The following is a 16,110-nucleotide window of genomic DNA, read 5'->3' as shown; positions in this document are numbered from 1 at the left end:
TGTATAATGACAGTGTACAGTTGACAGTTAAGTTCAAGATCATTAAATTCTTTAAGATATAAGATTTACTCTTTTGACTGTCAACTATGTATAAGGAGGAAGAGCTATGGCTGAAGGTATAAGTTTAGTAATTAATGGAGAAAAGGTAAAGGTTAGAAATGAGGAAGGCTCTTTAACTCTGCTAACTTTTTTAAGAGAGAAATTAGGATTATTAGGAGCAAAAAATGGCTGTAATCAGGGGCATTGCGGTACTTGTACTGTAATCATTAATGGTAGAGCCCAAAAATCATGTGTCTGGAAATTATCAAGATTAAATGAAAGTAAGATAGAAACCATTGAAAATTTAAGTAAAGGTGGTAGTTTACACCCTTTACAGCTTGCTTTTATGGAGACGGGTGCTATCCAATGTGGTTTCTGTACTCCAGGAATGATTATGTCAGCCAAAGCTTTATTAGATAAGAATAAGCAACCTTCTACTCAAGAGGTCAAGAAGGCTTTAAAGGCCAATATCTGTCGCTGTACAGGATACCAAAAGATTATTGAAGCTATTCAATTGGCAGCTAGTTATTTAAGGGAAAATAGAGAATTTACTATAGCTAAGAGTAAAGAGTTATTAGCTGCTAAGGAGATTCGAAACGATGCCTTAGAGAAGGTAACTGGTAAACCGCTTTATGTAGATGATCTCTTTCGAGAAGGGATGTTATATGGAAAACTACATTTGAGTAGTGAACCCCATGCTGAGATAATAGAGATCGATACTAGTAAGGCAGAGAAAATCCCTGGAGTTGTAGAGGTATTAACGGCTGAGGATATTCCAGGTGAAAAGGATTTTGGTTTAATTATCAATCACCAACCAGTATTGGCCTATGATAAGGTCCGTTATATCGGTGATCCCATAGCTTTGGTGATAGCAGAGAGTCAAGAGGCTGCAGCTAAAGGGGTAGAGGAAATAGAGGTTAAATATAAGCAGCTGCCTACTTACTATAGTCCAGCAGAAGCTTTAGTAGATGATGCTGTTGATATTCATGAAGATGGTAATATTCTAACTGATATTAAGCTACGTAAGGGTAATTATGAAGATCCCTTTGCCGAAGCTGATGTGATAATTGAAGATACTTATCAGACCCCTTTTACAGAGCATGCTTACTTGGAGCCTGAAGGATGTTTGGCAGAGTATATAGATGGTAGGATAATAGTCTGGACTCCTAGTCAGGGTTCCTATGAGTATCGGAATATAATTGCAGCCAGCTTGAATCTGTCTGAAGATAAGGTAAGGGTAATTACCACTTGTACTGGAGGTGCCTTTGGTGGGCGAGAAGAGCCTACTGTTCAAGTACATACAGCTCTAGCTGCTCTGCTTTTAAAGAGACCAGTGAAGATGGTCTTGACTAGAGAGGAATCGATTCGGATTTCAACTAAACGCCATGCTGCTTATCTCCATTATAAGACGGGGGCAACAAAGGATGGGAAATTGGTAGGGGCTGAGGTTGAGATTTATACCGATACTGGGGCTTATGCTTCGGCTGGTCAGCCAGTAGCAGGAAGGGCAACCTCTTTTGCTTTAGGACCATATCAAGTTGCTAATGCCAAGGTTGATGTCAAAGCTGTTTATACCAATAACCTGCCAGGGGGAGCTTTTAGAGGCTTTGGAGCTCCACAGGTCTGCTTTGCTGCTGAGATACAGATGGATCGTTTAGCTGAGAAACTAGGAATGGATCCCATTGAGCTTAGGTTGAAGAATGCTTTAGAAGATGGGAGAGATACCTTAACTGGTGAGGTTGTAGCAGGTGGGATCGGCTTTAAAGATTGCTTAATTAAGTTACAAGAAGCAATAGCTAAGGAAGAAATTGTAAATACTGATAATAAGAAAAGAGCTTGGGGAATAGCTGCAGCTTATAAGAATGTAGGTTTGGGTACTGGACTAGAAGAAGAGACTGAGGCTAGAATAGAGTTGAATTCAGATGGAAGCTTTACCTTATATGTAGGGTGTATCGATTCTGGACAGGGCTCTGATACAGCAATGGCACAGATAGCTGCTACAGCTTTGGGGATTGATTATCGAGAGGTCAAGGTCTTGGCAGGTGATACAGAACTGACCCCTGATATTGGTGTAACTACTGGTTCGAGGATGGTCTTTCTATCAGGAAATGCTGTCAAAGGTGCTGCAGAAGGATTAAAAGATAAAATCTTAAAAGCGGTAGCAGAAGTTAGTGGAGTCTCTATAGATGGCTTATACATAGAAGATGGAGAGGTTAAGGATAAGGATACTCGAGACTTAGTAATCACTTTGGCTGAAATTGCTAATAAAGATATTCAATTATTTGACTCTTATAAGTATATCCCTCCTAGAACTGCACCACTTGCTAAGGATGCTATCCCGGCTACACCAACTGCAGGCTGGGATAAGCTACACTTTGCTTATTGCTATGCTGCCCATGGTGCTTTGGTAGAATGGGACCAAGCTAATAATGATGTCAAGGTCTTGAAGGTAATTGCAGCCCATGATTTAGGAAAGACAATCAATCTCAAGAGTGTCGAGGGGCAGATAGAAGGAGGAGTAGCTATGGGCTTAGGTTATGCTCTTAGCGAAGATTTCTATCTTCAAGATGGCAGATTAGTCCAAGATAATCTCCTCAAGCTAAAGTTACCTAAAACAACAGATATGTCAGAGGTAAAGAGTATCTTAATAGAGGAGAATCATCCTGATGGGCCCTATGGTGCTAAAGGAATGTCTGAATTGCCCGTTGCTCCAGTGGCACCAGCGGTTGTCAATGCATTGTATCGCTTAACAGGGAAGAGATTGACTAAAATACCAATTGACATTGAATTATTAAAGTCTGAGTCCGAGTCTAAGTAAATTGAAGAGTATAGTTTAGACTTGAGCTTAAGCTTAGTTAAGAAGGAGGAAGAATTATGGCTGATATAGGAATTGAGCTATTAAATATGGATTTGAAGAACCCAGTGATGCCTGCAGCAGGACCACCAGTTAAAGATGCCAAAGCAGCTAGCTTAGCTGTAAAGGGAGGGGCAGGAGCAATTGTAACTAAGACAATTTCTGTTAAAGGTGCAGAGGTCTCTCGTCCCTGCATTGCTAAGATAGAAGGAGGGATGTTGAACTCTGAACTCTGGTCAGAGCTGGAACCAGAGATTTGGTTAACAGAGGAGTATCCTCAGATTAAAGAGTTGGGCTTACCTGTAATTATAGGCTTAGGCTATTCTGCTGAGGAGATCAAGACGTTAGCTCCCCAAGTAGCAGAATTTGCCGATTGTTTAGAGCTATCTACTCATTATTTGGGTGGTGATACTACACCAGTAGTTGAGGCGATCAAAGCAGCTAAAAGCTCTGCAGATTTACCAGTATTGGTCAAGTTAAGCCCACAGGTTGATATACCCAAATTTGCACAAGCTGCTGAAGAGGCTGGTGCAGATGGGATCGTTCTGATTAATTCCTTTGGACCATGTTTAGATATAGATATTAATAGCGGTAAAGCCTTATTAGGTAATAACTATGGTTATGGCTGGTTATCTGGTCGAGCTATCTTTCCTTTAGCCTTACGATGTGTCTTTGAAGCTGCTCAAGCAGTAGATATCCCAATTATTGGAGTAGGCGGAGTTTCTACAGGAGAAGATGCTATTAAGATGATGATGGCAGGTGCTTCAGCAGTCCAAATCTGTACAGCTGCTATGGTCAAAGGAGCAGATATCTATGGGAGGGTTGCCCAAGAGATGGCAGACTTTCTTGAAGAAAAAGGATATGGTTCTTTGGCTGAGATTAAAGGCTTAGCTCTAACAGAGATAAAGGAAGAGAAGAATTTGAAAAAAGAAGTACCTTATGTTAGTGATGATTGTTGTCAGTGTAATATCTGTGTTAAGGTCTGCCCTTATGATGCGTTGGCTTTTGATGATAAGTTAGAGATAGATTCAGATAAATGTTTTGGTTGTGGTTTCTGTGTGACCAGTTGTCCAACAGAGGTTTTGAAGTGGTCTAGGAGGTGAAGGAATGGCTAAAAAGTTAATTAAGAATGCTGAGACAGTAATTACAATGGATGAGCAGAGAAGGGAGTTGAAGAATTGCTCCATCCTAATTGAGGACAAAGTGATTAAAGCCATTGGGAGTAATCTAGATGTAAGTGAAGATATAGATGAAGTGATAGATGGAGCAGGAATGTGGGTCTTTCCCGGATTGATCAATACCCATCATCATTTTTATCAGACCTTAACCCGTGCTATCTTGAAGGTACAGAATGTAGAGCTGTTTTCATGGTTGAAGAATCTCTACCCTTTATGGAGAAATTTAACTGCTGATGCTGTTTATACTGGTACTTTAATTGCTTTAGGAGAGCTATTAAAGACAGGTTGTACTACTAGTGTTGATCACCATTATGTCTTTCCTAAGAATGCAAGTGGGAAGCTAATAGATGAACAAATCAGAGCTGCTCACAAGATTGGAGCTAGATTTCATCCTTGCCGAGGTAGTATGTCCTTAAGTGAGAAGGATGGTGGGTTACCACCAGATTCAGTAGTGCAGAATGATGAAGAGATTTTAAAGGATAGCCAGAGATTGATTGAAGAGTATCATGATCCTAAACCTCAATCGATGTGCCAAATTGTATTAGCACCTTGCTCACCCTTCTCAGTAACACCAAATTTAATGAAAGAGACTGCTAAATTGGCTAGAGAATACGGAGTACAATGCCATACCCATCTAGCAGAGACTGAAGATGAGAATGAGTTCTGTCTAAGTAAATTTGGGATGCGTCCACTAGGGCTGATGGAGAGTGTCGGCTGGCTTGGTGAGGATATCTGGTTTGCCCATGGGGTTCACTTCTCTGATCAGGAGCTGGAGGTATTAAAGAGTACTGGTACAGGGGTAGCCCATTGTCCAGTCTCTAACCAGAAATTAGCCTCAGGAGTAGCAAGGATACCAGAGATGATGGAGCAAGGAATCAAAGTAGGTTTGGCTGTCGATGGGAGTGCTAGTAATGACTCTTCTGATATGATTGGTGAGTTGAAGGCTGCCTTCTTATTGCATCGGATAACAAGTGGGATTGACGCTATCTCCTGCCGACAGGTCTTGGAACTATCCACCCGAGGTAGTGCTAAAGTCTTAGGAAGAGATGATATTGGCTCCTTGGCAGTAGGTAAATCGGCTGATCTGTTTATGGTTAATAAGAATAGATTAGAATTTGCAGGTTGCTTCGATCCAGTGACAGCTTTAGTGACCTGTGGCAATGACCACCGAGTTGATCTGACTATGGTCAATGGTCAGATAGTAGTTAAAGATGGTAAACTGTTGAATATAGATGAGAATAAGTTAGTGGATAAAGCAAATCAAGTAGCCAAGAAGCTAGTAGGAGTAGAGAGTTGACAGTTGATAGTTATAAAATTATTAAAGGAGCTTATAAATATTTTTAGTCACGCGCTCTGAGGGAGACTTTTTTGTCGAATGAGGAAGTACTCTTGGGTGAATTAACACAAATTTAGGTCAAGAGCTTTTAAATCTTTAATTTAGTCTTTTAATCTCTAATTCGTGGGATTCGCGTTAATTCGTTGCTAAATCATTTTTTATTTTTATCATTAATCTTGAGTTTTAAATCAAAACTTATAGAGATATTTTTTGCAACGAATCTCTCGAATGGACACGAATTTAAATCAAGAAATTTTAAACCTTTAATTTCATCATTTAATCTTTAATTCGTTAATTAATAAGGCTTTAAGTCAGACCTTAGTCAGATTTTAGTCTGCGTCAAAAAAGATTTTGACCTTTAATTATATACACTTTCAACTGTATACCGCACATTAAAAAACGGGAGGTGGTCTTTTGAAACTAATTGAGAACGGTCTAATCATTACCTTAAACCAAGATCAGATAATTATTGATGGTGGAGTAGTTATAGCCGGGAATCTAATTAAAGATATTGGCAAATCTCAAGAACTTAAAGAAAAGTATGGCTTAGAGATTATAGAAGTTATTGATGCTCAGGGCAAGATTGTCTTACCAGGAATGATCAATACTCATATGCATCTATACAGTTCCTTTGCTCGAGGGATGGCTTTGGAAGGGGATCCTCCGCAGAACTTTATTGAAATCTTGGAGAAGCTATGGTGGAAGCTAGATAAGGCTTTGGATTTGGAGGATGTCTATTATAGTGCTTTATTGGCTAGCATTGAAGCTATTAAAAATGGGACCACTACAATCTTTGACCATCATGCCAGTCCCAATGCTATTGCAGGCTCATTAGATATGATTGCTAAGGCTGTTAATGAAGTTGGGATTAGAGCTAATTTGGCTTATGAGGTTTCAGATCGTGATGGTAGAGAGGTTAGAGAAGCAGGAATTTTAGAGAATGAACGCTTTATCAGATTCTGCCAACAGCAGGATAATGAGCTGTTGACAGCATCCTTTGGCTTACATGCTTCCTTTACCTTGGGCAATGAAACATTGGAAAAGGTCAGTCGACTGACTAAAGAGTTGGATACAGGGGTTCATATTCATCTCGCCGAGGGATTGGCAGACCAAGAGGATTCGATAGAAAAGTATGGTCTAAGAGTAGTTGAGCGCTTAGCAGAGTATGGTCTCTGTAATGAGAAGATGCTGGCTGCTCATGGAGTTCATTTAAGTCCAAAGGAAGTTGAAATCTTGGCTAAAAGTAATGTTAACCTAATCCATAATCCAGAGTCTAACATGTCAAATGCTGTGGGTTATACACCGATAGTTGAGATGTTAACGAAAGGATTAACGGTAGGTTTAGGAACTGATGGCTATACTACCGATAATTTTGAATCGATTAAGGTTGCTAACTTACTCCATAAGCATCAATTGCAGAATCCATCAATCGCAGGAGTAGAGGTGCCTCAGATGGTTTTTGAAAATAATCGTCAGATTGCAGCTAAATATCTTAAGCATCCAGTGGGGAGCTTGGAAGAAGGAAGTTATGCTGATTTGATTATAGTCGATTATCAGCCAACTACCCCGATAACAGAAGAAAATTATTATTATCATCTGTTGTTTGGCATCTCTGGTGGAATGGTAGAGTTGACAATGGTCAATGGTCAAGTAGTGATGCAGGATAGAGAGATAGTAGGTGTTGATTTGCAGAAGGTTTATGAAGAAGGTAGGAGTAGAGCTCAAAGGTTATGGTCAAGGCTTTGAGTTGAGAAGGAGATGATAAGGATGGAATATTATAGTCCTAAAAGTAGTACCGAACTTTTTAAATTATTAGCAGAAATGGATCAGCCAACTTTTTTGGCTGGTGGTACCGATCTATTGGTTAGGTATTATAATAAGTTAGATTTGTTGGAAAAGGTAGTTGACCTTTCTAAGGTTAAAGAGTTTGTTGGAATTAAGCAAGAAGGAGATCAGATTCATATTGGTGCTTTGACGACTCATCAAGAGATAGAAGATTCACCGATTTTAGAGAAGGTTCTTCCTGCTTTACAAGAGGCGGCAAAAGAGGTTGGTTCACCCCAGATTCGACACCGAGGAACTATCGGTGGAAATATTGCCAATGCTTCACCAGCAGCCGATTTGGTACCGGTTTTAACGGTTGTAGATGCTAAAGTTGAGTTGAGTGGAGTTGATGGTAAGAGGGTAGTAGGATTAGATGATTTTCTGTTAGGACCAGGTCAGACACTATTAAAGGAGCAGGAAGTACTTACAGATATCTTCTTCTCTGTTCCTCAAGATGATGAGGTAGTTGTCTTCCAGAAGCTTGGTAAAAGAAGAGCATTATCGATCTCAGTGGTTAATTTGGCTTTATTATTAAAGGTTAATCAAGAGGACTCTGAGATTGTTGATATAAAGATTTATTTAGGGTCAGTAGGACCTAAGGTACTTAGAGCAAGAAGTGTTGAGAATTTTTTAAGAGGAGAGAAGGTTAACTTAGAGCTGATAATAGAAAGTGCTAAGAAAGTAGAGAATGATATCAGTCCCATTGATGATATTCGTTCTACTGGAGAGTACCGCTACGAGGTGGCTCAAGAGTTGATTGTTAGAGGGATCAAAGCTGCTTTAAATAGGCTGGAGGTGGATCTAGATGGGCTTAGTTGATATCAAGGTAAAGGTAAATGGAGAAGAGTATAAATTACAAGTGGCAGCCAACTTAAGATTGGTTGATTTACTAAGAGATAAGTTAGGGCTGATTGGAACCAAAGAAGGCTGTGGTGAAGGTGAGTGTGGTGCTTGTACTGTGATTATCGATGGAGAGACAGCTAACTCCTGTTTGGTACTTGCTGCTCAAGTAGATGGTAGTGAGATTACTACTATCGAAGCCTTGGGAAATGAAGATAAGCTTCATCCCTTACAGCAGTCTTTTATTGATAATGGAGCGGTGCAATGTGGTTTCTGTACCCCTGGAATGATCTTATCGGCTAAGAATCTATTGGATCATAATCCACAGCCCAGTGAAGAAGAGATTAAACGGGGGCTTTCAGGGAATATCTGCCGTTGCACAGGATATACCAAGATAATCAAGGCTGTACAGGATGTTGCTCAAAGAGGTGATAATCATGGGAACTAGAGCAGTTGGTAAGAAGGTAGCCAAAGTCGATGTGATTGATAAGGTTCTTGGCAAGGCTATCTTTGCCCCTGATTATTATTTGGATGATATGTTATATATCAAAGCCTTTAGAGCTCCCCATCCCCATGCACTAATTAAAGAGGTTGATATCTCTAAAGCAGAAGAGTTAGCAGGAGTAGAGCTGATAGTAACAGCTAAAGAGTTAGCTGAATTGAATAATTTTGGCTTGATAATCAAGGATCAAGAGATTTTAGCTAGAGAGAAGACCAGAAGTATGGGAGATGCGATAGCCTTGATTGCAGCTACAAGTGAAGAGGTAGCTAGACGGGCAGAACGGTTGATTGAGGTTGCTTATGAAGAATTAGAAGTAATTGAGGAGCCTTTAAGGGCAATGGAAGACGATGCTCCATTAATTCATCAAGGTGGAAATATTCTCTGCTCCCATAATCTAAAAAAAGGTGATATTAAACAAGGATTTGCTGAGGCTGATTTGATTCTCACTAATGAATTTAGAACCCAAAGGATTGAGCAGCTGCCATTACAGACTGAGGCAGGAGTGGCTGAGTATGACCCAGAAACAGAAGTATATACTATCTGGGCAGCAACCCAATGGCTCCATGATACCCAAATTGATGTAGCCCACGCCTTAGGTGTATCGCCAAGTAAGATTAATATAGTGCAGCCTATAATTGGTGGTGCCTTTGGTAAGAGGGAGGATGTCTCTGTTCAGATTCATCTAGCCTTGATGGCTAAGCTGACTGGGAAGAAGGTAAAGCAGGTCTATACTAGAGCAGAATCGATGATAGCTCAATCCAAACGCCATCCCATGATTATTAGGATCAAAAGTGGAGTAACCTATGCTGGAAAGATTACTGCGTGGGAAGTAGAGGTGATTGGTGATACAGGGGCTTATGCTTCCAGTGGTCCAGCAGTTGTCCATCAGGCATTATATCATTCTACAGGTCCCTATAATATCGACAATATAGCAGGAAAGAGCTATACAGTTTACACCAATAATACTTACTCAGGGGCAATGAGAGGTTTTGGAGCAACTCAAGCAGCCTTTGCCTATGAATCTCAAATTGATATTTTAGCCAAAGAGATTGGAATGGACCCAGTAGAGTTTAGGTTGAAAAATGGCTATCAGAGGGGGTCAATTACCCCTAATGGTCAAGAGTTGACCTCTAGTGTAGGCTTAAAGGAGACGATAGAACAGGCTGTAGAGGCTTCAAATTATCAGCAGATTAAGGTAGAGCGAGGTAATAAAAAGCGGGGGGTAGGAATAGCATCTATTATGTTTGGTAATGGTTATGGAGAGGGTTATCCAGATCACTCAACCTGTCAAATTAAGGTAGAAGATGATGGGACTTTGACGATTAAGACTGCTGCTGCTGATGTAGGGCAAGGTGTCTTAACTCTAGTAGCACAGATTATTTCAGAGGTGTTGAACTATCCGATTGAAGGAATGAACTTCCTGCAAGGAAATACTGCTACGATGAAGAATGCTGGTTCTACCTCAGCTACTCGCCAGACTTTATTTACAGGTAATGCTACCAAGAATGCTGCTGAGAATATGCTAGCTCAAATCCATCACCATGCCTTCTTAGAGTTAGGAGCCCATTATCCTTCATTAGAGATCAAGGATGGGAAGATTATAGTTAAAGGTGAAGATAGAGGTTTAACTTTTGGGAAGTTAGCTAGGCTGGCTAAAGCTAAGGGGCAACCTCTAATAGCTGAAGGAAGCTATTTTCCAAAAACTGATGTCCCTGATAAAGAGACAGGTTTTTCTGCAAAAAACTATCTAGCCTACACCTTCAATACCCAGATTGCTGAGGTAGTAGTCGATACTGAGACTGGTCAGGTAGAGGTAGAGAGAATTGTTGCTGCTGTTGATATCGGTAAAGCAATTCATCCTCAGAATATAGAGGGTCAGAGTGAAGGGGGAACAGCTATGGGTCTAGGGATGGCTCTGATGGAAGATCAGATTATAGAAAAGGGTATTACCAAAAATCCTAATCTAAGCAACTATTTAGTCCCGACTTCTTTAGATATGCCTGAGATTGAGACGATTATCGTAGAGAGCAAAGATGCTGTAGGACCTTATGGAGCCAAAGGGATTGGAGAACCAGCCATGATTCCTACTGCACCAGCAATTATCAACGCCATAGAAGATGCCATTGGAGTCAGAATAAAAGAGCTGCCAGCAACACCAGAGAAAATCTTAAAAGCAGTGAAGAGTAAAGAGTGATGAGTGATGAGTTGTTGGATTTGAGTTTATAGAATGATAATGTTATATTTTTTAAAACTCACAGTGTACAATGTACAGTTAATATAGGTCCAAGTTAAAAGGTTTTAAAGATTTTTAAGCCGAAAAAAATTCTTGTTTGAACGAAGCAAGTATTTTAAAAGAATAATAAGTTAAGTCTATTCTTTGAATTAGAAGTATTGTATTTCTGAATCTCAATAGATATTAATTGCGTAGTGAGTTAAATTTTTTTCTTGATTGGATTTATCACGAAGAGTTTTTATTCTTTAAAACTCGTAGGTTTGGTTACTTTTTTATCAAGAAAAAAGGTAACCCGCCCTTAGGCAGAACCTAAGAAATTTTATTTACTTTTATAAAGTGAAAATTATGATAATATATTTATTGAATTTAATGAAGAAAAAAGAAAGGAGGAAGAAGAATTATGAAACATCTATTAAAGCAAGCTAGAGGAGATAAACCAGTCGATTTACTCTTTAAGAATGGCAAGATAGTAGATGTCTTCAATGGTGAATTGGTGGAAGAGAGTTTAGCTGTTAGTGATGGAGTAATTATCGGTTATGGTGATTATCAAGCTCAAGAGGAGATAGATTTAGCAGGAAGGATCTTGGCTCCTGGTTTTGTAGATGGACATTTTCATCTTGAAAGCAGTATGGTTGGGGTGCAAGAGTTTGCCAAACAGGTAATTGCTTTGGGAACTACTACTGTCTTTGCTGATCCCCATGAGATTGCCAATGTCTCAGGAAGGGCTGGGATAGAGTACATTTTAAAGGAGGCTCAAAATCTTCCTTGGAACTTTAATTTAATGTTACCTTCGGCAGTACCTGCTACCAGTTTTGAAAGCTCAGGTGCTAAACTAGGTGTAGATAAATTAGCTCCCCTATTAAAGTATCAAGAGGTCTTTGGTCTTGGGGAAGTGATGAATTATTCAGGAGTCATCAAGGGTGAAGAGGATATTTGGAATAAGGTTGAGCTGATGGAGGATAGATTTAAGGATGGTCATGCTCCAAATCTCAGTGGTAAAGAGCTAAACGCTTATCTTTTAGCAGGGATTAAAGCAGATCATGAATGTACCACAGCTAAAGAGGCTTTAGAGAAGATAAGAGCTGGAATGTATGTGATGATTCGAGAAGGCTCTATGACTAAAGACTTATTGAGCTTAATCGCTGGAGTCAATGCTAGAAATTCTAGAAGATTCTTATTTGCTACCGATGATCGACATCCCGATGACTTGATAACAGAGGGGCATATTAACTTCTTGATGAAAAAGGCTACTCAGGCAGGATTAGATCCGATTGAAGCCCTTCGTTTAGGGACGATTAATTCTGCAGAAGCCTTAGGCATGGCTAAACTAGGGGCAATTGCACCAGGTTATCAAGGTGATCTAGTAGTTATTGATAACTTTGATAGTTGGGAGATTGAGATGGTCTTTAAAGATGGAAAGCTGGTAGCTAAAGGAGGGGAAGCTCTGTTTGAGATAGATTCTATTAGCTATCAAGATCAAATCTTTAAGTCTGTCAATCTAGGAGAGTTGAGTGAGAGAGATTTTATGTTACCCAAAGGCAGAAGGTTTAGAGTGATGAAGCTAGAGCAAGAGCAGATTATTACCAAAGAAGCTGTGGTGGCTTTAAAAAGTGGTGATAGTCAAGAGTTAATCAATCATGATTTGGTCAAGTTAGCAGTGGTAGAACGCCATCGTGGTACAGGTAATCTTGGTTTAGGTCTTTTGAATAATTTCGGTCTAAAAGAAGGTGCAATTGCCACTTCTATTGCCCATGATTCCCATAATATTATAGTAGCAGGATTAGAGAGTGAAGAGATGCTATTGGCAGTCAAGCGTTTAGAAGAGCTACAAGGTGGGATTGTGATTGTTAAGGATAATAAGGTTTTAATGGAGTTGGCTTTGCCAATTGCTGGCTTGATGTCAGACCAGCCTTTAGTGGAGGTAGCATATAGGTTACAAGAGATGAAAGAGAAAGCTAGGCACTTAGGGGTAAAAGCAACTGATCCCTTTATGTCATTGTCCTTTATGGCCTTGGCTGTAATTCCTGAATTGAAGCTGACCGATCAAGGATTGATAAATGTTAAGGAGTTTAAACAGGTATCTTTAGTGGTAGATTAGGAGGGGTAAAGATGAGGTTAGAGGGAGTGCTGGAATTAGAGTCTGACAGGATAATCTCTTTAGTAGGTGGTGGTGGTAAGAGTAGTATTATGTATTATCTGGCTGAGCAGCTAAATAAGCAGGGGAATATCTTGGTTACTACAACTACCAAAATATATTTACCAGAATTAGATAAGATCGATGCTTTGATTATGGCTACTACGTTAGAGCAGTTACTAGAGGAGCTTAGAACTGCTTTAAAACGAGAAGAAGATCAAGTAATTGTGATCGGTAATGATGTAGATGATGGCAAGTTGATTGGGGTTCCCTCAGAGTGGGTAGAGGTACTTGCTGATGAGTTTGAGGGGATCAAACATATTTTAGTAGAGGCTGATGGTGCTAGAAGGCGTCCTTTCAAATTGCCAAGGGAAGATGAACCGGTGATTCCAATTAATACTACCAAGGTGCTGTTGGTAGTTGGTGCTTCGGTAATTGGCAAAGAGTTCAATGATGAGTATGTCTATCGGGCTGAGCTTGCCAAGGGAGTTTTTGAGCAAGATGCTATTGGTCAGGTTACCCCTGAAATTATTGCAGAGATAATCTGTAGAGAAGAATGCTATGGGAAGTTGAAGAATAATTCCTATCAAGTTATTCCTATCATTAATCAAGTTGATGATAAGATAGTCTATAATCAAGCCTGCTCTTTAGCCAAAATCCTGCGAGAAGAGAGCTTTGAAAAGGTGCTGTTAACTTCATTGGAATTATTTAACCCTTTGGTAGAGGTCTTTGAATGATAGCTGCAATTGTCTTAGCAGCAGGATTATCAAGTAGATTGGGCTATCCCAAACAGCTATTAAACTTAGGGGAGCAATTTGCTAATAAAAGGCTAATAGAAGTGGTAGTAGATCAGGTTTTAGCTTCTGAGGTTGAGCAAGTTTTAGTTGTATTAGGTCATCAGGCTCAGCAGATAAGAGAATTGCTACAAGATAAGGAACTGAATCTAATCTTTAATAGTGATTATCGAGCAGGATTGAGTAGCTCTGTCAAGGCTGGGGTTGAAGCTATTAAAGAGGAAGAAACTTTAGAGGGGATTTTATTCTTACCAGGAGATTTACCTTATATTAATACTGTAATTATAAATAAATTATTAAAAGTCTTTCTGGAAGAAAAACCTCTAATCTTGGTACCAGAATATAAAGGGTTCAGAGGAAACCCGACTATCTTTAATGTTGACTTGTTAGATGAATTAAGTAGAGTTAGTGGAGATAAAGGGGGTAGAGAATTGATTGCTAAGTATGATAGTCAAGTTGAAATAGTAAAAGTAGCTTCCCCTGCAATCCATTTTGATATAGATAGAGCAGAGGATTATCAGAGGTTATTGAAAGAAGGGATGAACTATGATTAAAGATAAATTGATTTTAATTAGAGGAGCAGGTGATTTAGCTACTGGTGTAGCTTATAGGTTATATAAGTCAGGATTTAAGATAGTTATGACTGAAGTTGAGAAACCTCTAACTGTTCGCAGAACCGTTGCTTTCTCAGAAGCGATTTATCAAGGTTACTGTGAGGTGGAAGGGATTAAGGCTTATAGAGCAGAGGGGCTGCAAGAGGTTAAAGATATTTTAGCAGAAGGAAATATCCCAGTAATTATCGATCCTCAAGCTAAGGTTAAAGATAAGATGGACTTTAGTGTATTAATAGATGCTATTATTGCTAAACGTAATTTAGGAACTGCTATCGATGATGCAGAGGTTGTGATTGCTTTAGGACCAGGCTTTGAGGCGGGGGTAGATGTAGATGCTGTAATTGAGACCAATCGAGGTCACTTTCTAGGTCGAGTGATTAGAGCAGGAAGAGCTCAAGAGAATACTGGTCTGCCTGGGATGATTGCTGGTTACTCTAGAGAGCGAGTCTTGAAGGCTCCTATAATAGGAAGATTCACTTCACGGTATAGTATAGGTGATATGATTGAAGCCGGTGGGGTCTTTGGCTATATAGATCAACAGCCAATTAAGGCAGAAATCTCAGGGGTGATTAGAGGGGTTTTAAGAAGTGATATAATGGTTAAAATTGGAACGAAGTTGGGAGATATAGATCCTAGAGGTGAAATCAAGCATAGTACCACTATTTCAGACAAGGCTTTGGCAATAGGAGGGGGAGTTTTAGAAGCAATCCTCTCTTTTAGTTAAGAAGGGGGATATAATATGGAAAAGGTTAAAGTAGAGGATGCAGTTGGAATGATTTTGGGTCATGATATGACTCAAGTTATTCCTGGAGAGTTTAAGGGGGTTAGATTCAAGAAAGGACATTTGGTTCAAAAGGAAGATATTCCTGTGCTTAAAAGTATGGGCAAGGATCATATTTATCTTATGGAATTAGGTGATGATGAATGCCATGAAGAGGAGGCGGCTAATAGAATTGCTCAAGCGATAGCAGGTCAAGGGGTAAGCTATACCCAAGCTAGTGAAGGCAAGGTTACCTTAAAGGCTGAGTATGGTGGATTATTGAAGGTAGATGTGGATTTATTATATCGATTAAATAATATTGAAGATGTGACTATTGCCACCTTACACAATAATACAGTAGTAGAGGCTAAAAGCAAGTTAGCAGGTACTCGAATAATTCCTCTTAAGACGGCTAAGGGAAATATTGAAGAGGTTGAAGAGTTGAGTAGAGAAAAAGAGTTGTTAAGAATAAAGCCTTTTATCAGGAGGAGAATAGGGGTTATTATCACTGGTAATGAGGTCTATTATGGAAGGATTGAGGATAAGTTCGCTTCGGTCTTTAAGTCAAAGGCAGCAGAGTATAATCTGCCAATTGAAGAGGTGATCTATGCTCCTGATGACCCTCAAAGGATTGCAGAAGCTATTCAAAAATTAGTAGAGACTGGTATAGAGCTAATTTTGACTGGTGGTGGGATGTCGGTTGATCCTGATGATGTCACCCCAACTGGTATTAAAGCAAGTGGAGCTAGAATAGAAAGTTATGGAGCTCCAGTCTTACCGGGCTCGATGTTTATGGTAGCTTATTTAGGAGAGGTAGCTATTTTAGGGACTCCAGCCTGTGCTATGTTTAACAAAAGAACAATTCTTGATTTAATCTTGCCTAGGGTGTTGGCTGGTGAAGAGGTCAGTAGAGAGGATATTATTGCTCTAGGTCACGGAGGTCTATGCCGTTCTTGTCAGGAGTGTAATTATCCTATCTGCCCTGTGGGAAAGGGGGTCTAA

The 16,110-nt window shown here is 39.7% G+C and carries 12 protein-coding genes; all 12 read left to right on the top strand.

The window, feature by feature from the left end; genetic code table 11:
* The first annotated feature begins 106 nt into the window (after positions 1-106).
* The 12 genes from BX659_RS06940 (at position 107) to BX659_RS06885 (ending at position 16,110) form a co-directional block, all read left to right on the top strand.
* Positions 107-2,857 carry a molybdopterin-dependent oxidoreductase gene (locus BX659_RS06940; RefSeq protein WP_097017278.1) on the top strand — a complete coding sequence of 917 codons (2,751 nt, stop codon included), beginning with the start codon at positions 107-109 and terminating at the stop codon, positions 2,855-2,857.
* A gap of 56 nt (positions 2,858-2,913) precedes the next feature.
* A complete protein-coding gene (locus BX659_RS06935; protein ID WP_097017277.1) occupies positions 2,914-3,996 on the top strand; it encodes a 4Fe-4S binding protein in 1,083 nt (360 codons plus the stop codon).
* Positions 3,997-4,000: 4 nt separating this feature from the next.
* Positions 4,001-5,368 (top strand): 8-oxoguanine deaminase, encoded by a 1,368-nt coding sequence (locus BX659_RS06930; protein ID WP_097017276.1) that lies wholly within the window; start codon positions 4,001-4,003, stop codon positions 5,366-5,368.
* Positions 5,369-5,821: 453 nt separating this feature from the next.
* On the top strand, positions 5,822-7,153 hold the full coding sequence (gene ssnA / locus BX659_RS06925) for a putative aminohydrolase SsnA (protein WP_097017275.1): 1,332 nt from the start codon (positions 5,822-5,824) through the stop codon (positions 7,151-7,153).
* Between the two features lie 21 nt (positions 7,154-7,174).
* Positions 7,175-8,050, top strand: coding sequence for an FAD binding domain-containing protein (locus BX659_RS06920; protein ID WP_172431853.1), 876 nt, complete (start codon positions 7,175-7,177; stop codon positions 8,048-8,050).
* A complete protein-coding gene (locus BX659_RS06915) occupies positions 8,037-8,519 on the top strand; it encodes a (2Fe-2S)-binding protein (RefSeq protein WP_097017273.1) in 483 nt (160 codons plus the stop codon). The genes BX659_RS06920 and BX659_RS06915 overlap by 14 nt, the downstream gene beginning before the upstream one ends.
* On the top strand, positions 8,509-10,767 hold the full coding sequence (locus BX659_RS06910; protein WP_216358761.1) for a xanthine dehydrogenase family protein molybdopterin-binding subunit: 2,259 nt from the start codon (positions 8,509-8,511) through the stop codon (positions 10,765-10,767). Before BX659_RS06915 ends, BX659_RS06910 begins: the two co-directional genes overlap by 11 nt.
* 439 nt (positions 10,768-11,206) lie before the next feature.
* Positions 11,207-12,904, top strand: a complete 1,698-nt coding sequence (ade, locus tag BX659_RS06905; RefSeq protein WP_097017272.1) for an adenine deaminase — start codon at positions 11,207-11,209, stop codon at positions 12,902-12,904.
* A gap of 11 nt (positions 12,905-12,915) precedes the next feature.
* Complete coding sequence (gene yqeC, locus BX659_RS06900; RefSeq protein WP_097017271.1) at positions 12,916-13,677, top strand: selenium cofactor biosynthesis protein YqeC; 762 nt, start codon at positions 12,916-12,918, stop codon at positions 13,675-13,677.
* Positions 13,674-14,288, top strand: a complete 615-nt coding sequence (locus BX659_RS06895; protein ID WP_097017270.1) for a nucleotidyltransferase family protein — start codon at positions 13,674-13,676, stop codon at positions 14,286-14,288. Before yqeC ends, BX659_RS06895 begins: the two co-directional genes overlap by 4 nt.
* Positions 14,281-15,072, top strand: a complete 792-nt coding sequence (gene yqeB, locus BX659_RS06890; RefSeq protein ID WP_097017269.1) for a selenium-dependent molybdenum cofactor biosynthesis protein YqeB — start codon at positions 14,281-14,283, stop codon at positions 15,070-15,072. The genes BX659_RS06895 and yqeB overlap by 8 nt, the downstream gene beginning before the upstream one ends.
* A 15-nt stretch (positions 15,073-15,087) precedes the next feature.
* Positions 15,088-16,110, top strand: coding sequence for a molybdopterin-binding protein (locus tag BX659_RS06885; protein ID WP_097017268.1), 1,023 nt, complete (start codon positions 15,088-15,090; stop codon positions 16,108-16,110).

The organism is Orenia metallireducens, from assembly GCF_003001995.1.
In the GTDB taxonomy this organism is placed as follows: Bacteria; Bacillota; Halanaerobiia; order Halobacteroidales; family Halobacteroidaceae; genus Orenia; species Orenia metallireducens_B.
The sequence above is the reverse complement of the archived record's forward strand: the minus strand, read 5'-3'. Positions and strand labels throughout refer to the sequence as shown.

Excerpts from the sequence above, each read along its gene's own strand:
- BX659_RS06940 (WP_097017278.1), top strand. The coding sequence starts at position 107 with ATGGCTGAAGGTATAAGTTTAGTAATTAATGGAGAAAAGGTAAAGGTT.
- BX659_RS06935 (WP_097017277.1), top strand. The coding sequence starts at position 2,914 with ATGGCTGATATAGGAATTGAGCTATTAAATATGGATTTGAAGAACCCA.
- BX659_RS06930 (WP_097017276.1), top strand. The coding sequence starts at position 4,001 with ATGGCTAAAAAGTTAATTAAGAATGCTGAGACAGTAATTACAATGGAT.
- BX659_RS06920 (WP_172431853.1), top strand. The coding sequence starts at position 7,175 with ATGGAATATTATAGTCCTAAAAGTAGTACCGAACTTTTTAAATTATTA.
- BX659_RS06915 (WP_097017273.1), top strand. The coding sequence starts at position 8,037 with ATGGGCTTAGTTGATATCAAGGTAAAGGTAAATGGAGAAGAGTATAAA.
- BX659_RS06910 (WP_216358761.1), top strand. The coding sequence starts at position 8,509 with ATGGGAACTAGAGCAGTTGGTAAGAAGGTAGCCAAAGTCGATGTGATT.
- ade (WP_097017272.1), top strand. The coding sequence starts at position 11,207 with ATGAAACATCTATTAAAGCAAGCTAGAGGAGATAAACCAGTCGATTTA.
- yqeC (WP_097017271.1), top strand. The coding sequence starts at position 12,916 with ATGAGGTTAGAGGGAGTGCTGGAATTAGAGTCTGACAGGATAATCTCT.
- BX659_RS06895 (WP_097017270.1), top strand. The coding sequence starts at position 13,674 with ATGATAGCTGCAATTGTCTTAGCAGCAGGATTATCAAGTAGATTGGGC.
- yqeB (WP_097017269.1), top strand. The coding sequence starts at position 14,281 with ATGATTAAAGATAAATTGATTTTAATTAGAGGAGCAGGTGATTTAGCT.
- BX659_RS06885 (WP_097017268.1), top strand. The coding sequence starts at position 15,088 with ATGGAAAAGGTTAAAGTAGAGGATGCAGTTGGAATGATTTTGGGTCAT.